This is a genomic window from Streptococcus mitis (genome assembly GCF_002096815.1).
Lineage (GTDB): Bacteria > Bacillota > Bacilli > Lactobacillales > Streptococcaceae > Streptococcus > Streptococcus mitis_AD.
Genome location: NZ_NCVJ01000017.1, coordinates 70,893 through 95,060, shown reverse-complemented (window position 1 = coordinate 95,060; position 24,168 = coordinate 70,893). Strand labels below are relative to the sequence as shown.

Genomic DNA, 24,168 nt, shown 5'->3' with positions numbered 1-24,168 from the left:
TAAAGATTTTAATTAGTCTTTGAAATTCTTTTGGAAGATGAGTAGAGACAATACTGAAGTAATAGCAGCCAAGAATAAGAAGGCATTTGCTTCTTGCTCTCCAGTTTCTGGGAGTTGTTTTTCCTTGTCTTGTTTAACTGTAGTAGCAACAGGTGCTTTTTCATCTTTTCTTGGTGAATCTTCTGTTACAACTGCAGGAGCTGGTTTTTCAGTTTCTCTAGGTAGAACATACTCAGGGAGAGTCACAACTGGTGGCGCCTCTGTTCCTATAGAACTTTGTTTAGTTCCAACCTCAATTACTCTATCTAGAGCTGGAGTTGATTCAGTTTGAACTATCTTACGATTGCTACCATCTACTTCGACATACTCGATTATAGCACCATCTTTCCCTTCTGCTAGAACTTTCTCTTTTCCTTTATCTAAGTTTGGATTTTCATGACGGATAGTCTTGAATGGTACTGCCTTCTTGACAATATCCAAACTTGGAAGTTTAAAGACAAGGTCCTTAACTCCTTCTTCAGGACTTGAAGAAGTAATTGGTTTTTCAGGTTCTTTTGGTAGAAGGTACTCAGGAAGAGTCACAACTGGTGGAGTCTCTGTTCCTACAGAACTTTGTTTAGTCCCAACTTCAATCACTCGGTCTAGAGCTGGAGTTGATTCAGTTTGAACTACCTTACGATTGCTGCCATCTACTTCGACATACTCGATTATAGCACCATCTTTCCCTTCTGCTAGAACTTGTTCTTTCCCTTTGTCTAATTGTGGATTTTCGCGACGGATAGTCTTGAATGGTACTGCCTTCTTGACAATATCCAAACTTGGGAGTTGGAAGGTAAGCTCTTTAACTCCTTCTTCAGGAATTGAAGAAGTAATTGGTTTTTCAGGTTGTTTCGGTTCAACTGGTTGTTCTGGCTGGCTAGGTTGCAATTGCTTGATTTGTTCAAGAGCGTTATTGAGAGCTTTATTGACGTCTTCTTGAGTCTTAGCCTCTTGAATAGCTGCGATTGCTTTGTCAGTAATTTCAACTAATTTCTTCTTAGCATCGTTGTTGGCACCAAGCTCAGCCACTTTTTTCTCGATAGCTTCAGTCAAGCTAGCCATAGCCTTATCATAATTGATTTCAGGCTGTTCAGGTTGTTTCGGTTCAACCGGTTGTTCTGGTTGGCTAGGTTGCAATTGCTTGATTTGTTCAAGAGCGTTATTGAGGGCTTTGTTGACGTCTTCTTGAGTCTTAGCCTTTTGAATAGCTGCGATTGCTTTGTCAGTAATTTCAACTAATTTTTTCTTAGCATCGTTGTTGGCACCAAGCTCAGCCACTTTTTTCTCGATAGCTTCAGTCAGGCTAGCCATAGCCTTATCATAATTGATTTCAGGCTGTTCAGGTTGTTTCGGTTCAACTGGTTGTTCTGGTTGGCTAGGTTGCAATTGCTTGATTTGTTCAAGAGCGTTATTGAGGGCTTTGTTGACGTCTTCTTGAGTCTTGGCTTCTTGGATAGCTGCGATTGCTTTATCAGTAATTTCAACTAATCTCTTCTTAGCATCGTTGTTGGCACCAAGCTCAGCCACTTTTTTCTTGATAGCTTCAGTCAAGCTAGTCATAGCCTTATCGTAATTGATTTCAGGCTGTTCCGGTTGTTTTGGTTCAACTGGTTGTTCTGGACTTGTTTCGTCTCCAGGTTTTCGGTAATTTTCGTCTTTGCTAAGAATATCTTGCAAAGCAGTGACTGTTGACATCACATCTTGTACATTTACAGTATCAGAACTTAATTGTGCAGTGAGTTTATCAAGATTAGACTTGAACGCTTGGCGTGCAGTTGCTGTATTTTTCAAACCACTTGGATCAAAGTTAGATAAGTCGTCTTTCCATTTAGAGAGAGATTGAAGGATTTGTGTTTTGCTGTAGAGTTCACTTCCTTCACCACGAGTGATGAATTGATCCACCTGGATACCGATGTTTCGAGACAAATCGTTTCGATCAGGATCTAGTTGAAGGGTGACTGCGTGCAAGTTTTCATCAAGACCTTTTAGGCTAACCAGAGTTTGATTGCCTTGACGTTGAGCAGCGTGACCGCTAAAGTATTTCTTGCCCTCAATAGTCGACGCATTTCCCATGCCGTCTTGGTAAGGAACTTCTTTGCCATCTAAGAAGACCTTGTAGATACCATGACCTGGGTCAACAAATCCTTTGATTTCTAAACCAGTACCATAGAAATAAGCAGTTACAGTTGTCTTTTTCTTCTGATCCTCTGTCAGATGTCCAAATGATACCCATGATTCAGTGTTTTGGTATTTGCCAGAAGAGTTGGTTTCGTGTCTCCAGCCAGGACTGTAATCTAATTGGCTAGCTTGGTCGTCGTAATTTGTCTGATCTTTCTTCAATAAATCAGCCTTCATTACTCGAATAGTTGCGTCGGTAGCAAAACCGAGTAGAGCGCCATCAGAAACAGAAGTGAGTTTTGCTTTGAAATCAAAGATTGAGTCAGCTTGTTCGGTGAAGTCGATAGTTGGAATGGTAACAGTTTTCTCTGTTTCGCCATCTGCAAAGGTCACATCTTGAGTTGTATCTTGGTAAACCTTACCGTGAACACCTGTTCCAGGTTCTGTGATGAAGCGAACAGTAGCAGCTCCCTTGCTTCCACCAACACGCTTAATTGTAACAGTAACAGGTTTTCCTTTTTCGACATCGTAAGAAGTTGCTTCAAGCTCAAACATACCCTTGCTGTTATTGTTTAGAGTGTAGATTCCTTCTGTAGCAATAGGTTCACCTGTTTTGTTAACGAGAGTAATAGTGTGTTCTCCAGGTGCTAAATCACCAGTTTCGTAAACTTTTTGGCTACGTTTACGGCTACTGTTCTTGGTTTGTACATCTGCAACTTTTTGACCATCCACGTATACAGACATTTCACCATGGTTTGGATCTACTGTTGATACGACGTAAGCCTTGGTTCCTGTGAAACGATAGGTGACTTTGGCGTCTTTCTTGTTGGTCCACATAGAAGTACCGCGAATACCTTCTGACTCGTTGTACCAAGTTGTACCTTCTTTGTCAGCTGTTGTATTTGAGTGGTATTCTAGTCCAAGAGGATATCCATCATTCTTTTCGATAGTGCTTGGAGTTTTATAGACTGAGAAGTTGGTTAGGATTGGTGTGGCTTGTGAGCCAGTAATCGTAACTCGGATTTTTTGTGCTTCTACAGGTTGACCTTGGATCAAACGACGATAGCCTACGGTTGAACCTTCACCATATGGAACCCAGCGTCCGTTGATTTCGACTTCAATTTTGAATCCAGAAATACGTTGTCCTTTAGCAATATCTTCTTTTAGTTCAACAACGTCAAAGCGTCTCTTTTGTCCTAAATCAACTGTGAAACTACCAGTTGTAGCATCATTTGAAAGTGCCCAGCTGGTATCGTCTTTACCATCAGTCAGGTGGCTTTCCTTGTAGAGATGGTTCTGACGAGTCGAACTTGCTGTTACAGTTGCACCTTTGGCAAAGTCAGTCGCATACATTTGATCTAGAGTCGCTTTGAATTCTTTCAAGCGAGCCACGTCAGCATCTGCGAATTTACCTTCTTTGTTTGGTGGAATGTTGAGAAGAAGTGGCGTTCCACGACCAACAGACTTGAAGTAGATATCCATCAATTCTTTGAGGGATTTTGGTTGCTGGTTATCGTGGTAGAACCAGCCAGAGCGGATGGAAACATCTGCTTCTCCTACAGAGTACATATCTCCGTCAGGGTCACCGTGGTTAAGGTATTCGTTCTTAACATTTTCGGTGATGTTTGCTTTCTTGACCTTATGCCATACAGGGTCACCGGCGATACCACGCTCATTTCCAATCCAACGGATACTTGTTGGTTCGGCAGAGAAGATAGCGATATCTCCTTCAGCTTCCTTGATGTATTTGAACCACTCATCAAAAGTGTAGGTTACTTTTTGGGCACCGCTACCGCGTGCTCCATCCATCCAAACTTCGATAAATTTACCCTTATTACCGTATTTTGGATTACCAAGGATTTCTTTTAGTTGATTGAGGTAGTATTCGTTGTATTCTTTTTGAGTAGCTACCTTATATTTAGGGCTATTAACATCCCATGGTGATAGGTAAACACCCATGTTCATATCGTATTTAGTAGCCGATTTAGAGATTTCTTCTAAAAGGTCACCCTTTCCATCTTTCCATGGACTTGCAGCTACGGTATGATTTGTATATTTAGATGGGTAAATAACGAAACCATCGTGGTGTTTGACAACCATAATAGTTCGTTTAAAGCCAGTTTCCTTTAGAGTACGGATCCATTGATCTGTATCTAAGTTAGTTGGATTGAAGTTTTTAGGATCTTCATTTCCATGTCCCCATTCAGAATTAGTATAAGTATTCATACCATAGTGGATAAAGGCAGCTAATTCTTCCTTGTGATAATCAAGTTGAGCCTTGCTTGGAAGGGGACCGTGATTTCCAATTTCTGTTTCCTTATCTTCTGGATGAGCAGCAGGTAAAACATTTGAAGTCGGATTAGAGCTATCAGAGATTTTTTCGTATTCAAAGACGACATCATTCACACCCTTGTGCTGGATGCTGGCTTCTAAGCGTGGAGTGATTGCGCGGTAGCCTGCGATTTCTTTTGCTTCAAAAGTGTTTACAAAGGAAACATCGTATTCTTTTCCGTCATTATTATCAGTAACAACATCTGCTAATTCTTGCTCTGAGCCTTTCAAACGATAATGAATGGCAAATGAACCTTTATTCACTTTATAAACCACCTTGATGACCCGTGTTCCTGGAGCTGTTTTGCTGACGACGTTGTAGGTCCACTCATCTTTGAGTTGTTTGTTGATTTCGACGCCATCAATAGAGACAATCTGGTATTTCTCTTGATTTTTTGTATAGAAGTCAGTCTTAGCGATTTCTTTTTTGAAGTTATAATCAAAAGCTGTTCCAACTTCAGTTTTTTCAACAAAAGTATCATCAGTTTTGATTGGATTACCAGTTTCATCTACGTGTTGAACAACTACACGTCCGTAATCGATTCCTTTAATGAGTGTCGCAACACCATTTTCATCGAAAGAATATTGATTTTCGCCAATAACAGCAGTTTTATTTCTGAACATTTCTCCTTCAGGAGTAAAGTAATATCGTTTCCCATTATCACCTTGGTACCAACCTTTGACACCATATTTAGCGATAATATCTTTTACCCATTTTACTTGCTCGGGTGAGAGGACGATTCCGCCACCGAAGCGGTCTTTGTCAGGGATGCCGTTTTCAATTGTGCCGTGTTGGTGAACACCGACTACTTTACCATCACCGTTGATAATACCAGCACCTGAAAGGCCTGAAACAGAAGTCATATGATAGGTGATGCCTTTTGAGCCTTTATCATCATAATTATCAACAGATTTCACGACACCATCAGCCTTGTAAAGTTGACCAGCTACAATTGGTTTTTTGAGCTCAGGTGAGCTTGAATCAGTTGGATATCCAATCGTGCTAACAGGGTCCCCAGGTTGATAGGTTTTATTTTCTGCCAAGGGAACAAAGGTAGCAGCTTTATTTGGACTAGCGATTTGAAGAGGAACAGGTGCTACAACAGCAGCCAAGTCATTTTGATATCCTTTTCCAAATTCTTTCTTGTTCCAAAAATGAATATCTTCTTCTTTGAATAGAGTAGTATTACCCGTTACAGGTTGAGAATTGCGAACAGCAGAATTAGAACCGAGGTTATAGTAAAACTTAGCAGAATCTCCGCCTCGAATATGTCCTTCTTTTGTATCACGGTTTGATTCTAAAAAGTTGTGGGCAACAGTCAAGATGACATTTGGTGCCACAAAAATACCAGAACCAGACACGATATAGCGTTGGGAACCACCATTGTAAATAGTGTAAATCATACTAGCAGCAGTAGCAGGTTGTCCTTCATAAGGGACGTGCTTCAAATCTAGACCACCGTTGATAATTGCACGATTACCATTTTCAGCTTCTTTTGGAAGTTCTTCCTTGTTTTTTAGAATGCTTTCTGTCTCAACTTTAGGACTATCCTTCTTGTCTACGATTGCTGAAGTATCTATGTTTTTCACGGGTGCATCAGGATAAGCTTGATCGTGGATTTCTTCAGGAAGCAAGTCAGTAGTTTTAGTTTCTGCTACAGTCTTCTCTTCTACTGGTTTAACAGTTTTTTCTGCTTTCTCTGCTTTCTCTGACTCTTGAGGTGTAGAAATTACAGGACTTTCATTTTTGACTTCTGGTTTGGTTTTTTCAACTTCGGCCAATTTTTCTACATTTGGTTGAGAGCTTGTAGTTTCAATTTTTGCTTCGTCAGCTAGTGCTGTACCAGATGCAAAAAAAGCGAGTCCGACCATAACCGAAGCAACTCCAACGGTTAATTTTCTGATGCTAAAAGTTTGCTCTTTTTCAAAAAGGTATCGATTCATAATGTACTCCTAGTTTGAATCAAGACAGTCAGCTACTGTCTGAGCCCAAGTATGACTTGGAAACGATTTTCTTTAGCGATAGTTAGATTTTGTGCAATAGTTTGAGACTAATTACCCCCTCTGTTTAAGCGCTTTCATTTTAGAATAAAAAAATTAAAATTGTTATCTTAATCTTTAAAATAACCTAAAAACCTTAACATAACAAATATACTAAATTGTTCCAAGAAATGCAATAGAGAAAGTAAACCTAATTTAAAGAAATTCTTTCACTTTTTAAAGAAAAAAATACATCCTTTCAAGAATTAAACTGAATGAAAGAATGTATTCAAAAAAAAGTCAGAGTAATTTTTGTATCGCCTCTTCAATTTGTTTTGGGTCTGTTTTTGAAGAGAAGCGTTCAAAGACCTGCCCATCTCGACCGATGAGAAACTTAGCGAAATTCCATTCGATTCGTTTTCCTAGTGGACCAGATTTTTGTTCTTTCAACCAAACATAGAGAGTATCTGCTTCCTTACCGTTGACCTTGATCTTGGCAAAACGTGGGAAGCTGGTCTGATAATGTAGGCTACAGAAGGCGTTGATTTCCTCTGCACTACCTGGTGCTTGTCCCATAAACTGATTGCAAGGGAAGTCTAAAATCTCAAAACCTTGTTCTTGATAGCGGTCATAGAGTTCTTGGAGACCTTGGTACTGGGGCGTTAAACCACATCCAGTAGCAGTGTTGACAACCAAGAGAATCTTACCACGATAGGTCTCTAGTGGAGTTTCTTGATGGTCTTGGTTCAAGACTGAAAAATCGTATAGTGAAGTCATTGCTTGCTTTTCTCCTTCTGTTTGGTATTTTTAGGAGTTTTCTCCTCCTGTAGTGATAGAAATCCGTAGGTCAGGGTTCCAAAAATGCTACCGATAATCAGGCCATACATCAGGAAAGGACCACTTTTATCGAATTGCATGAGCAACTTCATAAAATCTGAAAGGGACATCTGCTGAACGAAGACTTTATGAAAGATGAGTAAGGTAAAGAAGCCAATCTGAATACCGATAAACACAATCCAACTCCTAAATTTGATTTGGGTTTTGCTGTAGGTTTTGAGGATGATTTCTGATTTGTCATCCTTTTCAAGATGAAGCTCTTGGACGGCTTTTTGAGCTTTTATACTCATGAACAAAATGAGTCCAAAATAGATGTAGGGCATAACATTTCGAACAATTTCTATAAAGCTTCCGAACAAAATATAGAATAGGAAGAGAATGAAGGAAGAGTAAAAGATTTGGATCATGGAACGGGCGCAAGCCTTGTAGATAACCTCTTGACGGCATTCATCAAAAGGCCCTTGGATATGAAAGAAATTTCGAAGTAGGCGAGTTGTTAAGTCTTCTTTTTTCATGGGTGATTTCTCCTAAATGAACGATGCTATTTTGTTTCTTTTACGAATTGATAGAGATAATAAAGATAAGTAATAGAAGAAAAGATAGCGATAGTTAGCAATATATAATATTTCCAATTGCTTGAAATAAGCGTCAGTTGTGGTAAGGATAGAATCATAAAGAATAGTGCTAAGTTGAGTATGCGCGTTTTTTGGGAGTCGATCTTTAGATAAGTCAATCCTTTGTTGAGGGCTGGAACAAAGACTGGAAGGAGGACTATATCGTAGATTGGCAAGTTCCCTGAAACGATGATGAAGATGAGCAGAGAACTGAACAAAAGATGATAGGTAAGTAAAGTTATTAGTGATTTCATAGGGCACCTCCTAATCCTCATCTTGATCTTTCTTAGCTTTAGCAATGCGACGGGAGATGATAATTTGTATAATCACTCCGAAGAAGAAAGAATGGAGAATACTTGAAAAAATATTTTTAAAAGCGAGAAGAGACTGAAGATAGTCCTGGCTCTCACCTAGCAGTATATGGAGAAGAGGTGTTATAAAAAATATCAATAGACCAACAAACAAACCCGCTTTCAGACCAGGGTAGTGTAGTTGCTTACTTTCTTTCTCGCTCAGCATATCTGGATCAATAGCTGTGATGCCTGTTTTTTTGGTTTGGGAGAGCACATAGAGAGAAGAAATCATGGAAATCATAAAGACAATGATTGGATAGCCGATAGCGACAATTTGCGGGTATTTATAAGCGAGGACGAAGGGGATGAGATTCCCAAACGTCATCAGATAAAAGAGGATGATAAAGACTTGATTGCCAATACGATCAGCCTCGCGTCGTTTGTGTTCGTCGAGAGGACCAGAAATTCCGTATATGCGTTTGATGAGTTTTTCAGTGAAGGTTTCTTTTTTCATAAGTTTGCTCCTTTTTTAAAAATCTTCCTCCCAAAAGAGACTGTTGAGGTCAGTTTGGAGGCTACGGGCGAGATTGAGACAGAGTTCCAGAGTTGGGTTGTACTTGTCGTTCTCAATCATATTGATGGTTTGTCTCGAGACACCTATATCCTTGGCTAGTTCGAGCTGGGAAATGCCCAGTTCCTTGCGAAATTCTTTCACACGATTCATCTGGACTCCTTTCTGATTTGTGTCGTATATATTTGACTATATTATATTCTTCTATGAAATAGATGTCAAGCATATTTGACATCTATTTCTTAAAGAAATCTTACTTTTTTTGCCCTATTTGTCTGACTAGTGCAAGCTGGTCGGATTTGTGGTAAAATAGATAGGATATGACAAAAGAATTTCATCATGTAACGGTCTTACTCCACGAAACGATTGATATGCTTGATGTGAAACCTGACGGTGTTTACGTTGATGCGACCTTGGGTGGAGCAGGCCATAGCGAATATTTATTAAGTAAATTAAGTGAAAAAGGCCATCTCTATGCCTTTGACCAGGACCAGAATGCCATTGACAATGCGCAAAAACGTTTGGCACCTTACATTGAAAAGGGGATGGTGACTTTTATAAAGGATAACTTCCGTCATTTACAGGCACGTTTGCGCGAAGCTGGTGTTCAGGAAATTGATGGAATTTGTTATGACTTGGGAGTGTCTAGTCCTCAATTGGACCAGCGTGAGCGTGGTTTTTCTTATAAAAAGGATGCGCCACTGGACATGCGGATGAATCAGGAAGCTAGTCTGACAGCTTATGAAGTGGTGAATCACTATGACTATCATGACTTGGTTCGTATTTTCTTCAAGTATGGTGAGGATAAGTTTTCTAAACAGATTGCGCGTAAGATTGAACAAGCACGTGAAGTCAAGCCAATCGAGACAACGACTGAGTTGGCAGAGATCATCAAGTCGGCTAAGCCTGCTAAGGAGCTCAAGAAGAAGGGCCATCCTGCCAAGCAGATTTTCCAAGCTATTCGGATTGAAGTCAATGATGAACTGGGAGCTGCAGATGAATCTATCCAGCAGGCTATGGATATGTTGGCTCTAGATGGTAGAATCTCAGTGATTACCTTCCATTCGCTAGAAGACCGCTTGACCAAGCAATTGTTCAAGGAAGCTTCAACAGTTGAAGTTCCAAAAGGCTTGCCTTTCATCCCAGATGATCTCAAGCCCAAGATGGAATTGGTGTCCCGTAAGCCAATCTTGCCAAGTGCAGAAGAATTAGAAGCCAATAACCGCTCGCACTCAGCTAAGTTGCGCGTGGCCAGAAAAATTCACAAGTAAGAGGAAAAAATGGTAGATAAGAAAGAAACAACCAGTCAATTCTTGCAGAATCGTATCAAAAAATTCTCCCGTGTGGAGAAGGCTTTTTATCTTTCCATCGCTTTTACAGCTCTCGTCTTAGCAGTGAGTATTATCTTTATGCAGACACGACTCTTGCAAGTGCAAAGTGATTTGACAAAAATCAATGCGCAGATAGAGGAGAAGAAGACAGAACTGGACGATGCTAAGCAGGAAGTGAATGAATTGATTCGTTCCGAGCGCTTGAAAGAAATTGCAGATAAAAAAGATTTGAAATTGAATAATGAAAATATCCGAACAGCGGAGTAAGATATGAAATGGACAGAAAAAATAACCCGATTTGCGGTAAAAAATCGTAAATCTCCAGCAGAAAACCGTAGAATAGTCGGCAAGTACATCAGTTTGTTAGCTGTCGTACTTTTCGCTATCTTTTTGGTCAATTTTGCTGTTATTATCGGGAGTGGTAGTAAATTTGGTACTGACTTGGTAAAAGAAGCTAAGAAGGTTCACCAAACAACTCGCACAGTCCCTGCTAAGCGTGGGACTATCTATGACCGAAATGGAGTGCCTATCGCTGAAGATGCGACCTCTTATAACGTATATGCTGTTATTGATAAAAAATACAAGTCAGCAACTGGAAAAATTCTTTATGTAGAGGATTCGCAGTTTAATAAGGTAGCTGAAGTCTTCCATAAGTATTTGGATATGGATGAAGCTTATGTGAAAGAGCAACTGGCTCAACCAAATCTGACTCAGGTTTCCTTTGGTACAAAAGGAAATGGGATTACTTATGCCAATATGATGGCGATTAAAAAAGAATTAAAAGAGGCTAGTGTTGAAGGGATTGACTTTACAACTAGTCCTAACAGAAGCTATCCAAATGGGCAATTTGCTTCTAGTTTTATTGGTTTAGCCCAACTTCATGAAAATGAGGATGGCAGTAAGAGTTTGTTAGGGACTTCTGGTTTAGAGAGTTCTTTAAATACCATTCTTGCTGGGACAGACGGTATTATTACCTATGAAAAAGACCGTGTAGGAAATATCGTACCAGGTACAGAACTGGTTGCGCAGCAGACTGTAGATGGCAAGGATGTTTATACAACATTGTCTAGTCCGCTCCAATCTTTCATGGAAACCCAGATGGATGCCTTTCTAGAAAAAGTAAAAGGTAAGTATATGACCGCGACCTTGGTCAGTGCAAAGACCGGTGAAATTCTCGCTACCACCCAACGACCTACCTTTAATGCGGATACTAAAGAAGGAATCACTGAGGACTTTGTTTGGCGTGATATTCTTTATCAAAGTAACTATGAACCAGGATCAACCATGAAGGTTATGACGTTAGCTTCTTCTATTGATAATAATACCTTCCCAAGTGGAGAATACTTCAATAGCAGTGAATTAAAAATAGCGGATGCGACGATTCGAGATTGGGATGTTAATGATGGTTTGACTACTGGTAGGATGATGACTTTCTCACAAGGTTTCGCTCACTCCAGTAATGTTGGAATGAGTCTACTTGAACAAAAAATGGGAGATACTACTTGGTTGGATTATCTAAACCGCTTTAAATTTGGGTTCCCAACTCGCTTTGGCTTGACAGATGAATACGCTGGTCAACTTCCAGCTGATAATATTGTCAATATTGCTCAAAGCTCATTTGGTCAAGGGATTTCAGTAACACAAACACAAATGCTTCGTGCCTTTACAGCTATTGCTAATGATGGAGTTATGCTGGAGCCAAAATTTATAAGTGCTATTTATGATACTAACAATCAGTCTGTACGAAAGTCTCAAAAAGAGATTGTAGGAAAACCTGTATCTGAAGATGCGGCAAGCTTGACTCGTACTAACATGATATTAGTTGGGACGGACCCTCTATATGGAACTATGTATAATCATTACACAGGAAAGCCAATTATAACAGTTCCTGGACAAAATGTAGCAGTTAAATCCGGTACGGCTCAAATCGCTGATGAGAAAAATGGAGGATACTTGGTTGGTTCTACCAATTATATTTTCTCAGTTGTGACTATGAATCCTGCTGAAAATCCTGATTTTATCTTGTATGTAACGGTTCAACAGCCTGAGCATTATTCAGCTGCCCAGTTGGGAGAGTTTTCCAATCCAATCTTGGAGCGGGCTTCAGCGATGAAAGAATCTCTGAACCTTCAATCTCCAGCTAAGAATTTAGATCAAGTGACGACAGAATCTTCGTATGCAATGCCTAGCATCAAGGATATTTCACCTGGTGATTTGGCGGAAGCCTTACGTCGAAATGTTGTGCAACCAATCGTTGTTGGTACTGGAACAAAGATTAAAGAGACTTCTGTAGAAGAAGGAAAAAATCTTGCACCAAACCAACAAGTTCTCCTTTTATCGGATAAGGTAGAAGAAATTCCAGATATGTATGGCTGGAAAAAAGAGACTGCTGAGGCCTTTGCTAAATGGTTGGATATTGAGCTAGAATTTGAAGGTTCAGGTTCCGTCGTCCAAAAGCAAGACGTTCGGACCAATACAGCTATCAAAAACATTAAAAAAATTAAATTAACTTTAGGAGACTAATATGTTTATTTCCATCAGTGCTGGAATTGTGACATTTTTACTAACTTTAGTAGGAATTCCGGCCTTTATCCAATTTTATAGAAAGGCGCAAATTACAGGCCAGCAGATGCATGAGGATGTCAAACAGCACCAGGCAAAAGCTGGGACTCCTACAATGGGGGGGCTTGTTTTCCTCATTGCTGCAGTTGTGGTGAGTTTCCTCGTCGCTCTTTTTTCAAAACAATTGACCAATAATGTTGGTATGGTTTTGTTTATTTTGGTCTTGTATGGTTTGGTTGGTTTTTTAGATGACTTTCTCAAGGTCTTCCGAAAGATCAATGAGGGGCTAAACCCCAAACAGAAATTGGCTCTTCAGCTTCTAGGTGGTGTTATTTTCTACCTTTTCTATGAACGTGGGGGCGATATGCTCTCTGTCTTTGGCTACCAAGTGCATTTAGGGATTTTCTATATTATCTTCGCTCTTTTCTGGCTAGTTGGTTTTTCAAACGCAGTCAACTTGACAGATGGTATTGACGGTCTAGCTAGTATTTCCGTTGTGATTAGCTTGTCTGCTTATGGAGTTATTGCCTATGTGCAAGGTCAGATGGATATCCTTCTAGTGATTCTTGCCATGATTGGTGGTTTACTTGGTTTCTTCGTCTTTAACCACAAGCCTGCCAAGGTCTTTATGGGGGATGTGGGAAGTTTGGCCCTAGGTGGAATGTTGGCAGCTATCTCTATGGCCCTCCACCAAGAATGGACTCTCTTGATTATCGGAATTGTTTATGTCTTTGAAACAACTTCGGTCATGATGCAAGTCGGTTATTTCAAACTGACAGGTGGCAAACGTATTTTTCGTATGACGCCTGTGCATCACCATTTTGAGCTTGGAGGATTGTCTGGTAAAGGAAATCCTTGGAGCGAGTGGAAGGTTGACTTCTTCTTTTGGGGAGTGGGGCTTCTAGCAAGTCTCTTGACACTAGCCTTTTTATATCTACTGTAAAAAATAATCCTTTATTGACAAAGAAATCAGGATGAAGCTTATCTTCATCCTGATTTTTGTGTGGTTAAACGTTAGTTTGATTCATCCTTTTTACTCTTAAGTAGAAAAGTTGCTGTTAGGACTAGACTCAATCCTGACAAGAATAGTAGTGGATTAGATGTTTCACCAGTAGCTGGAAGTTGTTCTTTAGGAGAATCATTTGCAGATTGAACAAGGTCTGGACTAGATGAAACTTGCTCAGAGCTATTGGCTAATGGTTTGATATCTGTTTCACTTGGTTTTTGCTCTGCAGTAGTTGATGCTCCATTAGCTTGATAAACGACTGCATAGGTGCTGAAATGACTAGTCGTAAATTCTGCCATTCCCTCGCGAATAGTAAAATCGAGAGCCTGTAACTCTTTTGATGGAGTTAGGTAGTAGACATTTTCGACAGCAGAGGAAATAGGCAAGCGAACCAAGACAGCTCTTTTTGGTTGCAAACTCTGGTCTGTTGGATTTTTAAGGTGAAGATCGTAAGCATCATAGGTCCTACCAAATAGTTCTTGAGCTAATACACGTCTGCTAGAAATGTGAGAAATTCCCTCTAAGTCAGTCGCCCCTCCAATAATTTCAACTCCAGTCCTTTCATCTTTTAAGACACGAAGTTTATATTCAGGAACAGAAACAGTAGGCGCTTGCTTTTGTCCTGCTGTACCGATAGGCTTCGTGTACTCAGGCATAGAAACCGTAGGTGGCTGTTCTTGTCGCACAGTACCGATAGGCTCAGTATACTCGGGGATAGAAACAGTAGGTGGTTGTTCTTGTCCCGCTGTGCCGATAGGTTGAGTGTATTCAGGGATAGAAACAATAGGCGCTTGTTCTATTCCTGCTGTGCCGATAGGTTGAGTGTACTCAGGGATAGAAACAGTAGGTGCTTGCTCTTGTCCTGCTGTACCGATAGGTTTAGTATATTCAGGGATAGAAACAGTAGGTGCTTGCTCTTGTCCTGCTGTACCGATAGGTTGAGTGTATTCAGGAATATTTACTACAGGAGGTTGTTCCTGTCCAGCCGTTCCGATAGGTTTAGTGTATTCAGGGATAGAAACAGTAGGCGGTTGTTCCTGTCCAGCAGTTCCGATAGGCTCAGTGTACTCAGGAATAGAAACGGTAGGTGGCAGTTCTTGTCCCGCTGTGCCGATAGGTTTAGTGTACTCAGGAATGTTTACTACAGGGGGTTGTTCTATTCCTGCTGTGCCGATAGGTTTAGTATACTCCGGAATATTTACTACAGGCGGTTGTTCCTGTCCTGCTGTACCGATAGGCTTAGTGTATTCAGGAATTTCTACAATAGGAGCAGGGTCATCTCCCTTGCTTGTAGTTGGCTGCTGATTCTCAACCTTCTTCTCATCCTTTTTGGTAAAGACAGCTACGACAGGACTGCTTGTTGTATTTCCCTGGATAGAATAAGCTTCTATCGCATTTCCAATTTTTCGATTGGTTTCGTCAGGGATAGGGATTTGTACCCGATTATCTTGAATTGATAAGACAGTCTGATCTCCAGTCGTAACTAGATGATTATCGTCTATCCTGCGTAAAACGAGTGGATCTTTGATGCCTGGGAAGGTCACAGCGATGGCTTCCCAATCTCCAGCTGGAAGAGTTAAAGAGATGTTTTTATCCCCTTCCTTAAGTGGTGCGATACTTGGACTATCCAAGCTTACAGCTGGAGCCTTAATCACATCAAATGAATCTAGAGAAATTTTCTTGCGACCTGCTGGTGAATTTGGATCAACTTTCAATGTCAAAATATGATTGCCATCACTCAGATTAGTAAATTCTCCAATTAAGGTTGCCTTTTGGGTAGCGCCAGCAGTGTAGAAGTCTAGACTTGGCATTTCTTTGCCATCTAGTGTCACGAGAGCTTTTCCAAGAGCGGATGTTTTAAGTCCGTAAATTCGAATACCTGTTCCAGTAAATGGAATGGTTGCTTGAGCTTCTGAAGCGGTACTTGGGTCGGCGTTATTGATGTCCGCATATTTTTCTGTGCTCTTATATAATTCAGTGTCGCTCCAATCTTTGAATTGAGATCCGTATTGAATGCGAGGGTCGCGGTCATCCATTTTTTCAATGGTTGTTCCTTGTCCCGGTAAAACTTTAAAGTAGTCTAAGGAAATTTTGGAACGTTCACTTCCACGGTGTTTATGCTCTTGTTTTACAGTGATAGTCATCACATGACTACCATCTGACAATCCTGTGAAGCGACCGATAAGGCTACCTTTTTCAGTTGCACCTGCAGTATAGAAGTCCAGTTCACCGACTGATTTACCATCGATTTTGACTTCAGCGATTCCCAATTGAGATGATTTGAGACCATAGATTTCAATACCAACACCATTGAAAGGAATGGTTGCTGTCGCATCTTTATCTGTATAGTTACCTAGTGAAAGGTCAGCAAACTTCTCTGTTCCTCCAAATAATTCTGAGTCTGCCCAGTTTCCAAATGCAGAACCGTATTGGATTCGGCTATCACGGTCATCCATCAATTGGTTATAGGTTTCGACATTGGCCTTTTCGGATACCTGTGTAGAAACATTACCCAGCATAGCCTTAACAGTATAAGTGTAGGCGAGTTGAGGATCGAGTGAACGGTCGATAAAATGGGTTTGATTGGTCACAAATCCTCTGCTTGCAGAGGTTTGGCCAGATTCGTCTTTCACTTGTCTTTGGATAACATAGTGGGTAGCGCCTTCTACTTGGTTGAAGGTAAGTTCGGCAGTGACGCCATTTTGTCGAACTGCTGTCAGACTGGTTACACGACCAGGGAAATGTTCAAAGGTAATGACATCACCTTTTTGTGTTGCCAGTTGAATGCGGCCATCTTTAAGAACAGTTGCTTGGACAGATTTGCCATTAACCTTAACCTGACTGGCTTCGATATTTGGATAATCTACAACTAGGTCTCCACCGACATTTGAAAGGAAGGACAAGCTTTGCAGGTTTTTATCTTTCCACTTCATGCTAACTTCAAAGTTACCACGGGCAACCAGACCAGAAACCTGACCGTCTTTCCAAGCATCTGGAAGGGCTGGCAATGGTGCAATGTAGCCAGTGTGTGATTGAAGAAGCATTTCTGCAATCCCACTGGTTGCTCCAAAGTTTCCGTCGATTTGGAAAGGTGCGTGCGTATCCCAAAGGTTTTCTAGGGTTGAATATTTGAGCTGTTCAGCAAGCAGGCGATGGGCACGGTTACCGTCTAAGAGACGAGCCCAGAGGTTGATTTTATTGGCCTTAGACCAACCAGTACCACCATCTCCACGGTGGTTGAGGGTAGCACGTGCAGCTTCTAGGTATTCAGCTTGATCTTTGCTAAAGAGCGTACCTGGGAAGAGACCAACTAGATGGGAAACGTGGCGGTGGTGATTTTCAATCCCTTCATTAGTGAATTGGGGACTGTCTTCTTCGTACCATTCCTTGATGCGTCCTTCTTTGTTAATGTGAAGTGGTTTTAGTTTGTCAAATTTAGCCTTGACCTCTGTAACTAAGTCTTGGTCGACATTCAGATGGTTGGCGACTTCCATGTAGTCATGGAATAGCTGCCAGACTAGTGATTGGTCAAAGGTATTTCCAATGGTAATAGTACCGTGTTCAGGTGAATAGGATGGAGAAGATACCCAACGGTCGCTGGCCTGGTCGTAGTGTAAGAAGGAATTCCAGAACTTAGCTGTTTCCTTGAGCATTGGATAAATCTTTTCTTTGAGATAAGTCTCATCCTTGGTAAATTTATAGTAGTCATAGACGTTCTGCATCATCCAGGCATTAGCTGCTGGCGACCAACCCCAATAGTAATTCCAACCAGGAGTAGTCCAGCCAAATGGTGTCGCCTGGGTATGAACCAGCCAGCCATTTTCTTGTCCATCTTTGGATTCGATACCGGCGTATTCCTTAGCAGCGATACGGCCATAGTAGCGCATATCGTCAATGTAATTGATCATTGGCTTGGCTGTTTCAGCTAGATTGCTCATGTAGGCTGGCCAATAGTTCATTTGCAAGTTGACATTGAGGTGGTAGTCAGCGTTCCAAGGTGGATTGTCTACGGCATTCCAGACTCCTTGTAGGTTGGCAGGAAGGGCATCTGTCCGATCACGAGATGAACTAATCAATAAATAACGTCCGTATTGGAAGAAGAGTTCTTCCAGTTTTTGCCCTTTGCTAGGGTTATAGGTCTGAAGGGCCTCTTTTGTCGTTTGAGCAGCATTGCTTCCACCTAGGTTTAGTTTGACGCGGTTAAAGAGGCTTTGATAGTCTTTGATATGGTTCTTTTTAAGTGTCTCGTAGTCTTTGCCCCTAGCTGCTTCTACAATGCCTTTAACTGTTTTTTCGAGGTCAATGTCTTTGCGATAGTTTGTTTTTGGATTCTGAGCAAAGTTAGTCTTGGCACTGAGTAAAAGCGTAGCGTAGCTAGCTCCTGTGATTGTTAAACTATCCTCATGAACAGTAACTTTTCCGTCCGTTTTAATTCCTAGATAGGATGCGAACTGGAGGCCATTATCTTTGACTGTACCTTTTAGTAGGATACCATTTGGGTCTGTCGTAACATGGCCACTCTTGTAGTTAGAATATTCCGCTGAGTAGTCTCCGTTAGCAAGTAAATCTTCTGTTAAGCTATTCCAAACTGTAAAATCAAGTTTTTTGTCCCCTTTTTGGGTCAAGTGAGTAACAGTAACATCATCAGGGTAACTTGAGAAGGTTTCTCTTTTAAAGGTCGTTCCATCTTGGGTGTAAGAAGTTGTAGTAGTGGCTTCTGTGATATCCAAACCACGGTGATAGTCTGTAACTGTATCCAGCCCCTTTTTCTGGTTATTGAAGACCATGAAGATATCACCAAAGGCTAGATAACGTCCATACTGGGCGTTGTTTGGTCCAACTAGATTTTGTTCAGCTAATCGTTTGGCTTTTTGGCGATCTCCGTCTTCAAGAGCCTTACGAATTTCTGCTAAAATTTTATAACGTTCCTGATAGTTTCCTCCGTTATAGTCGGTACTGTCGGGACGCGGACCACCTGACCAAAGAGTTTTTTCGTTGTATTGGATTCTCTCCTCGCCGATGAGACCAAAAACCTTAGCACCCATTTCACCATTCCCAACTGGGAGTGCTTGTTTTTCCCAGCCATCATAGGAAGGAGCTGTTGGTCGATCATAGTTTAGCTGATAGTTGCTTTGTTCTGTCACAGGTAGTTCTTGTTTTTCGGTTTCCTTATTTTCATTAGGTTTTACAATAGCTTCAGTACTGGCTTGGTTAGTTGTAGCAGAAGTAACATCAGCCTCAGCGGGTTTGCTTTCAGAAGAACTATTATTAGCTAGAACTAGTTTTGTATGATCAATTGGCACGTTTGGCTGTGTATGCTCAGTTGATTCACTTGCTTTTGTTATAGTGTCTGTCTTAACTGTAGTTTTCTCTAATGCAGGCTCGTTTTGCTGTACTTCAATAGTATCAGCAGAGACGGTATGACTAGCTAGAAAAACCGCTCCAAGCAAAACAGAGGCTGTGCCGACTGTTAGCTTTCGAATACTGTAGCGACAGGATTTCTCCCTCCAAATTTTTTCCATAGAAACCTCCTTTAGTGATTAAAAGCGCTTTCATTTTTAATGAGGCGAACTTTTATTTCTATATTGTATTGTTAATCTAATTTTACCAGCTAATGAAGTGTTGTCAAGAGGATTAGAGAAGGATATATATTTGATATTGTTTTGTATTAAAAAAGTGGAGGAAACGAATAGTAAGGGAGTGTATTTTGTATATTCTTTCTAGTTTTGACTAGAACAATAAGCCAACTTTAATTACAGCTTACTCATCTCTGAAAGCGTAAAACAAACTAGTCAGGGTGGCTAGTTTGTGGTATAATGAAAGAGACTCAAAAAGAAACAGGAGAAATATGATGGATTTACTTTTAGCAATTGTATTGATTGTGCTAGCTTTTCTAGGAGGAGCTCTTGGAGGAATGTACTTGGTTCGTAAGCAAATTGAAAAAGAATTCGCTGACAAGCCACGTTTGAATGCTGAAGCAGTTCGTACTCTTTTGAGTGCAAATGGTCAAAAACCAAGCGAAGCTAAGGTACAACAAGTTTACCACCAAATCATCCGCCAACAAAAAGCAGCCCTTGCTAACAATAAAAAGAAAAAATAAATAAGGAAAAGTCTGGGATGAAAGTTCCAGACTTCTCACTATGTTGGCTATGGTTTAGGGATGAGACTTTTTCCTTGCATTCTATTGATATTTGATTATGATTAAGAGAGATAGTAGTTGTTGAAGCTGTCCTTCAGTTCTTAAAGACAAGTAATCATAATGAACTATCAATCAGAAAAAAGACTAGAAAGAAGACTGTATGGATAATCGACCAATTGGTTTTTTGGATTCGGGTGTCGGGGGGTTGACCGTTGTGCGGGAGCTCATGCGCCAGCTTCCCCATGAAGAAATCGTCTATATTGGAGATTCGGCACGGGCGCCCTATGGTCCCCGTCCTGCTGAGCAAATTCGTGAATATACTTGGCAGTTGGTCAACTTTCTTTTGACCAAGGATGTCAAAATGATTGTCATTGCTTGTAATACTGCGACTGCGGTCGTCTGGGAAGAAATCAAGGCTCAACTCAACATTCCTGTCTTGGGTGTAATTTTACCAGGAGCTTCGGCAGCTATCAAGTCCAGTCAAGGTGGGAAAATCGGAGTCATTGGAACGCCTATGACAGTCCAATCTGACATTTATCGTCAGAAAATCCATGATTTGGATCCAGATTTACAGGTGGAGAGTTTGGCCTGTCCCAAGTTTGCTCCCTTGGTGGAGTCTGGGGCCCTGTCAACCAGTGTCACCAAGAAAGTAGTTTATGAAACCCTGCGTCCCTTGGTTGGAAAGGTGGATAGCCTGATTTTAGGCTGTACCCATTACCCACTCCTTCGCCCTATCATCCAGAATGTCATGGGACCAAAGGTTCAACTCATCGATAGTGGAGCAGAGTGCGTACGGGACATCTCAGTCTTACTTAATTATTTTGAAATCAATCGTGGTCGCGATGCTGGACCACTTAATCACCGTTTTTACACAACAGCCAGCAGCCAAAGTTTTGCCCAAATAGGTGAAGAATGGCTGGAAAAAGAAATTCATGTGGAGCATGTAGAATTATGACAAATAAAATTTATGAATACAAGGATGACCAGGACTGGTATGTCGGGTCCTATAGTATTTTTGGTGGCGTCCGGGCGTTGACTGATGAAGACTTGGATTTCCCTCTGGTTGGATTGGCCAAAATCTTTCGAGACGAGGAACGAGGTTTCCCGATTTCAGTTACTGTTTTACGCTATGGTTCTCGCTACCGTTTATTGTCTTTTGTGGTAGATATACTAAACCAAGAAGCAGGTCGCAATCTAGAAGTCATCCAACGTCAGGGAGCTTTGCTTTTGGTTGAAAATGGCCAACTCTTGTATGTGGAATTGCCCAAAGAAGGGGTCAATGTTCATGATTTCTTTGAAACAAATAAGGTCAGAGAAACCTTGTTGATTGCGACTCGTAACGAGGGCAAGACCAAGGAATTTCGAGCTATCTTTGACAAGTTAGGATACGATGTGGAAAATCTTAATGACTATCCTGACTTACCTGAAGTAGCAGAAACAGGCATGACCTTCGAAGAAAACGCCCGCCTTAAGGCGGAAACCATTTCACAGTTAACAGGCAAGATGGTTTTGGCAGATGATTCTGGACTTAAAGTCGATGTCCTTGGTGGCTTGCCAGGTGTCTGGTCAGCTCGTTTCGCAGGTGTGGGAGCAACTGACCGTGAAAATAATGCTAAACTCTTGCACGAGTTGGCCATGGTCTTTGAACTCAAGGACCGCTCGGCTCAATTCCATACAACCCTAGTCGTAGCCAGCCCAAACAAGGAAAGTTTAGTTGTTGAGGCTGACTGGCCAGGCTACATTAACTTTGAAACCAAGGGTGAAAATGGATTTGGCTATGATCCCCTCTTCCTAGTGGGAGAGACAGGCAAATCATCAGCTGAGTTAACCCTTGAAGAAAAAAATAGCCAATCTCACCGTGCCTTAGCCGTTAAGAAACTTTTGGAGGTATTTCCATCATGGCAAAGCAAACCATCATTGTAATGAGCGATTCTCATGGCGATAGCTTGATTGTGGAAGAAATCCGTGATCGCTATGTAGGCAAAGTTGATGCCGTTTTTCATAACGGCGATTCTGAACTGCGTCCTGATTCTCCCCTTTGGGAAGGCATCTGTGTTGTTAAAGGGAATATGGACTTCTATGCAGGTTACCCAGAACGTTTGGTGACTGAGCTTGGTTCAACCAAGATTATCCAAACCCATGGTCACTTGTTTGACATTAATTTCAATTTTCAAAAGTTGGACTACTGGGCTCAGGAAGAAGAGGCCGATATCTGCCTTTATGGTCACTTGCATGTGCCAAGTGCTTGGATGGAAGGCAAGACCCTCTTTTTAAATCCAGGTTCTATCAGTCAACCACGTGGGACCATCAGAGAATGTCTCTATGCTCGTGTGGAGATTGATGATAGTTACTTCAAAGTCGATTTTTTGACACGAGACCATGAGGTGTATCCGGGCTTGTCCAAGGAGTTTAGCCGATGATTGCCAAGGAGTTTGAGACTTTCTTGTTGGGTCAGGAGGAAACTTTTTTGACCCCTGCTGAAAATCTAGCTGTATTGATTGATACCCACAATGCTGATCATGCGACCCTCTTGCTCAGTCAGATGACCTATACCCGTGTTCCTGTTGTAACAGATGAAAAACAGTTTGTTGGGACGATTGGGCTCAGAGATATTATGGCTTATCAGATGGAGCATGATGTGAGCTCAGAAATCATGGCGGATACGGACATTGTCCACATGACGAAAAGGGACGTAGCGATTGTTTCGCCTGATTTTACCATTACGGAGGTCCTGCACAAGCTGGTAGATGAGTCTTTCTTACCGGTTGTGGACGCAGAAGGTGTTTTCCAAGGGATTATTACGCGCAAGTCTATCCTCAAGGCTGTCAATGCTCTCTTGCATGACTTTAGTAAGGACTATGAGATTCGATGCAAATGAGAGACAGGATTTCAGCCTTTTTAGAGGAAAAGCAGGGCTTATCTGCCAATTCCAAGCAATCTTATAAGTATGATCTGGAGCAATTTTTAGACATTGTGGGCGAGCGGATTTCAGAGACCAGTCTCAAGATTTACCAAGCCCAGCTAGCCAGTCTGAAAATCAGCGCCCAGAAGCGGAAGATTTCGGCATGTAACCAATTTCTCTACTTTCTCTATCAAAAAGGAGAAGTGGATAGCTTTTACCGTTTGGAATTAGCCAAACAAGCTGAAAAGAAGACTGAAAAGCCGGAACTGCTAGACCTAGACTCTTTTTGGCAGGAAAGCGACTATCCAGAGGGCCGCTTACTGGCGCTTCTTATCTTGGAAATAGGGCTCTTGCCCAGTGAGATTTTAGCCCTCAAGGTTGCGGATATCAATCTGGATTTTCAAGTGTTGCGAATTAACAAGGCTTCCCAACAGAGGATTGTCACCATTCCCACAACCTTGCTTTTAGAGCTAGAACCCTTGATGGGACAGACCTACCTCTTTGAAAGGGCAGGGAAAGCCTATTCTCGTCAGTGGGCCTTTCGTCAGCTAGAGTCTTTTGTCAAGGAGAAAGGTTTCTCAACCTTATCCGCCCAAGCCTTGCGGGAACAGTTCATTCTAAGACAAATAGAAAAGAAGGTCGATTTGTACGAAATTGCAAAAAAATTAGGATTAAAAACAGTCCTGACCTTAGAAAAATATAGATAATGGATATTAAATTAAAAGATTTTGAAGGGCCGCTGGACTTGCTTTTGCACTTGGTTTCTAAGTACCAGATGGATATCTACGATGTGCCCATTACGGAAGTTATCGAACAGTATCTAGCCTATGTCTCAACCCTGCAGGCCATGCGTCTGGAAGTGACGGGTGAGTACATGGTCATGGCCAGTCAGCTGATGCTGATCAAGAGTCGCAAGCTTTTGCCAAAGGTGGCAGAAGTGACCGACTTGGAGGATGACCTGGAGCAGGACCTTCTTTCTCAAATCGAAGAATACCGTAAGTTCAAGTTCTTGGGGGAGCACTTGGAAGCCAAGCACCAAGAACGGGCCCAGTACTATTCCAAAGCACCGACAGAGTTGATTTACGAAGATGCGGAGCTTGTGCATGACAAGACAACCATTGATCTCTTTTTGGCTTTTTCAAATATCCTAGCCAAGAAAAAAGAGGAGTTTGCACAAAATCACACGACTATCTTGCGGGATGAGTATAAGATTGAGGACATGATGGTCATCGTAAAAGAGTCCTTGACTGGACGAGAACAGTTGTGTTTGCAGGATTTGTTCAAGGAAGCCCAGAATGTCCAAGAGGTTATTACCCTCTTTTTGGCAACCCTAGAGTTAATCAAAACCCAGGAGCTGACCCTCGTGCAAGAGGAGAGTTTCGGAGATATCTATCTCATGGAAAAGAAGGAAGAAAGTCAAGTGGCCCAAAGCTAGACTTGATAGA

Annotated in this window: 18 protein-coding genes; 11 read left to right on the top strand and 7 right to left on the bottom strand. The window is 41.4% G+C overall.

All coding sequences use genetic code 11. The annotated features are described in order from the left end of the window. Positions 1-12 precede the first annotated feature (12 nt). From B7696_RS02345 to B7696_RS02320, 6 genes are all read right to left on the bottom strand, one after another. Complete coding sequence (locus tag B7696_RS02345; protein ID WP_084861940.1) at positions 13-6,432, bottom strand: alpha-L-fucosidase; 6,420 nt, start codon at positions 6,430-6,432, stop codon at positions 13-15. Positions 6,433-6,768: 336 nt separating this feature from the next. Further along, a complete protein-coding gene (locus tag B7696_RS02340) occupies positions 6,769-7,245 on the bottom strand; it encodes a glutathione peroxidase (protein ID WP_084861938.1) in 477 nt (158 codons plus the stop codon). Further along, on the bottom strand, positions 7,242-7,820 hold the full coding sequence (locus B7696_RS02335) for a DUF3278 domain-containing protein (protein ID WP_084861936.1): 579 nt from the start codon (positions 7,818-7,820) through the stop codon (positions 7,242-7,244). Before B7696_RS02335 ends, B7696_RS02340 begins: the two co-directional genes overlap by 4 nt. Before the next feature lie 26 nt (positions 7,821-7,846). Further along, positions 7,847-8,173, bottom strand: a complete 327-nt coding sequence (locus B7696_RS02330) for a hypothetical protein (RefSeq protein ID WP_084861935.1) — start codon at positions 8,171-8,173, stop codon at positions 7,847-7,849. A gap of 10 nt (positions 8,174-8,183) precedes the next feature. Beyond that, positions 8,184-8,726 carry a DUF3278 domain-containing protein gene (locus B7696_RS02325; RefSeq protein WP_084861933.1) on the bottom strand — a complete coding sequence of 181 codons (543 nt, stop codon included), beginning with the start codon at positions 8,724-8,726 and terminating at the stop codon, positions 8,184-8,186. Between the two features lie 15 nt (positions 8,727-8,741). Then, entirely contained in the window at positions 8,742-8,936 is a 195-nt protein-coding gene (locus B7696_RS02320) for a helix-turn-helix transcriptional regulator (protein WP_001082472.1), read from the bottom strand. Positions 8,937-9,103: 167 nt separating this feature from the next. Here B7696_RS02320 and rsmH point away from each other — a divergent pair, with 167 nt between their 5' ends. The 4 genes from rsmH to mraY are packed head-to-tail and all read left to right on the top strand — an operon-like array spanning position 9,104 to position 13,619. Continuing rightward, positions 9,104-10,054, top strand: coding sequence for a 16S rRNA (cytosine(1402)-N(4))-methyltransferase RsmH (gene rsmH, locus B7696_RS02315; RefSeq protein ID WP_000159432.1), 951 nt, complete (start codon positions 9,104-9,106; stop codon positions 10,052-10,054). Between the two features lie 9 nt (positions 10,055-10,063). Next, positions 10,064-10,381 carry a cell division protein FtsL gene (gene ftsL, locus B7696_RS02310; RefSeq protein ID WP_000227824.1) on the top strand — a complete coding sequence of 106 codons (318 nt, stop codon included), beginning with the start codon at positions 10,064-10,066 and terminating at the stop codon, positions 10,379-10,381. A gap of 3 nt (positions 10,382-10,384) precedes the next feature. Further along, positions 10,385-12,637: a penicillin-binding protein PBP2X gene (gene pbp2x / locus B7696_RS02305; protein ID WP_084861932.1), complete on the top strand. Its 2,253-nt coding sequence runs from the start codon at positions 10,385-10,387 to the stop codon at positions 12,635-12,637. A gap of 1 nt (position 12,638) precedes the next feature. Next, a complete protein-coding gene (gene mraY, locus B7696_RS02300; protein ID WP_084861930.1) occupies positions 12,639-13,619 on the top strand; it encodes a phospho-N-acetylmuramoyl-pentapeptide-transferase in 981 nt (326 codons plus the stop codon). 71 nt (positions 13,620-13,690) lie between these two features. Here the strand turns inward: mraY and B7696_RS02295 are convergent, their stop codons facing one another. Then, the gene (locus B7696_RS02295; protein ID WP_084861928.1) at positions 13,691-19,204 is read right to left on the bottom strand and encodes an SIALI-17 repeat-containing surface protein; all 5,514 of its coding nucleotides are present in this window, start codon (positions 19,202-19,204) and stop codon (positions 13,691-13,693) included. Positions 19,205-19,533: 329 nt separating this feature from the next. On the opposite strand from B7696_RS02295, the gene B7696_RS02290 reads away from it, so the two are divergent. The 7 genes from B7696_RS02290 to B7696_RS02260 all read left to right on the top strand — a co-directional run bounded on the left by B7696_RS02290 (position 19,534) and on the right by B7696_RS02260 (position 24,158). Further along, positions 19,534-19,782 carry a YneF family protein gene (locus B7696_RS02290; RefSeq protein ID WP_084861926.1) on the top strand — a complete coding sequence of 83 codons (249 nt, stop codon included), beginning with the start codon at positions 19,534-19,536 and terminating at the stop codon, positions 19,780-19,782. Between the two features lie 199 nt (positions 19,783-19,981). Next, a complete protein-coding gene (racE, locus tag B7696_RS02285; RefSeq protein ID WP_084861925.1) occupies positions 19,982-20,776 on the top strand; it encodes a glutamate racemase in 795 nt (264 codons plus the stop codon). After that, complete coding sequence (locus tag B7696_RS02280) at positions 20,773-21,744, top strand: nucleoside-triphosphate diphosphatase (RefSeq protein ID WP_084861923.1); 972 nt, start codon at positions 20,773-20,775, stop codon at positions 21,742-21,744. Before racE ends, B7696_RS02280 begins: the two co-directional genes overlap by 4 nt. Next, positions 21,720-22,241, top strand: coding sequence for a metallophosphoesterase (locus B7696_RS02275; RefSeq protein ID WP_001118949.1), 522 nt, complete (start codon positions 21,720-21,722; stop codon positions 22,239-22,241). The genes B7696_RS02280 and B7696_RS02275 overlap by 25 nt, the downstream gene beginning before the upstream one ends. Then, a complete protein-coding gene (gene cbpB / locus B7696_RS02270) occupies positions 22,238-22,699 on the top strand; it encodes a cyclic-di-AMP-binding protein CbpB (protein WP_084861921.1) in 462 nt (153 codons plus the stop codon). Before B7696_RS02275 ends, cbpB begins: the two co-directional genes overlap by 4 nt. Then, positions 22,696-23,430: a site-specific tyrosine recombinase XerD gene (gene xerD, locus B7696_RS02265; protein ID WP_338092166.1), complete on the top strand. Its 735-nt coding sequence runs from the start codon at positions 22,696-22,698 to the stop codon at positions 23,428-23,430. Before cbpB ends, xerD begins: the two co-directional genes overlap by 4 nt. Beyond that, positions 23,430-24,158, top strand: a complete 729-nt coding sequence (locus B7696_RS02260) for a segregation/condensation protein A (protein ID WP_084861917.1) — start codon at positions 23,430-23,432, stop codon at positions 24,156-24,158. Before xerD ends, B7696_RS02260 begins: the two co-directional genes overlap by 1 nt. The last annotated feature ends 10 nt before the right edge of the window (positions 24,159-24,168 follow it).

Coding starts and splice junctions, on each gene's coding strand:
- B7696_RS02275 (WP_001118949.1), top strand. CDS start 21,720: ATGGCAAAGCAAACCATCATTGTAATGAGCGATTCTCATGGCGATAGC.
- B7696_RS02330 (WP_084861935.1), bottom strand. CDS start 8,173: ATGAAATCACTAATAACTTTACTTACCTATCATCTTTTGTTCAGTTCT.
- cbpB (WP_084861921.1), top strand. CDS start 22,238: ATGATTGCCAAGGAGTTTGAGACTTTCTTGTTGGGTCAGGAGGAAACT.
- rsmH (WP_000159432.1), top strand. CDS start 9,104: ATGACAAAAGAATTTCATCATGTAACGGTCTTACTCCACGAAACGATT.
- B7696_RS02320 (WP_001082472.1), bottom strand. CDS start 8,936: ATGAATCGTGTGAAAGAATTTCGCAAGGAACTGGGCATTTCCCAGCTC.
- B7696_RS02280 (WP_084861923.1), top strand. CDS start 20,773: ATGACAAATAAAATTTATGAATACAAGGATGACCAGGACTGGTATGTC.
- mraY (WP_084861930.1), top strand. CDS start 12,639: ATGTTTATTTCCATCAGTGCTGGAATTGTGACATTTTTACTAACTTTA.
- pbp2x (WP_084861932.1), top strand. CDS start 10,385: ATGAAATGGACAGAAAAAATAACCCGATTTGCGGTAAAAAATCGTAAA.
- B7696_RS02335 (WP_084861936.1), bottom strand. CDS start 7,820: ATGAAAAAAGAAGACTTAACAACTCGCCTACTTCGAAATTTCTTTCAT.
- B7696_RS02290 (WP_084861926.1), top strand. CDS start 19,534: ATGGATTTACTTTTAGCAATTGTATTGATTGTGCTAGCTTTTCTAGGA.
- B7696_RS02260 (WP_084861917.1), top strand. CDS start 23,430: ATGGATATTAAATTAAAAGATTTTGAAGGGCCGCTGGACTTGCTTTTG.
- B7696_RS02295 (WP_084861928.1), bottom strand. CDS start 19,204: ATGGAAAAAATTTGGAGGGAGAAATCCTGTCGCTACAGTATTCGAAAG.
- xerD (WP_338092166.1), top strand. CDS start 22,696: ATGAGAGACAGGATTTCAGCCTTTTTAGAGGAAAAGCAGGGCTTATCT.
- ftsL (WP_000227824.1), top strand. CDS start 10,064: ATGGTAGATAAGAAAGAAACAACCAGTCAATTCTTGCAGAATCGTATC.
- B7696_RS02325 (WP_084861933.1), bottom strand. CDS start 8,726: ATGAAAAAAGAAACCTTCACTGAAAAACTCATCAAACGCATATACGGA.
- B7696_RS02345 (WP_084861940.1), bottom strand. CDS start 6,432: ATGAATCGATACCTTTTTGAAAAAGAGCAAACTTTTAGCATCAGAAAA.
- racE (WP_084861925.1), top strand. CDS start 19,982: ATGGATAATCGACCAATTGGTTTTTTGGATTCGGGTGTCGGGGGGTTG.
- B7696_RS02340 (WP_084861938.1), bottom strand. CDS start 7,245: ATGACTTCACTATACGATTTTTCAGTCTTGAACCAAGACCATCAAGAA.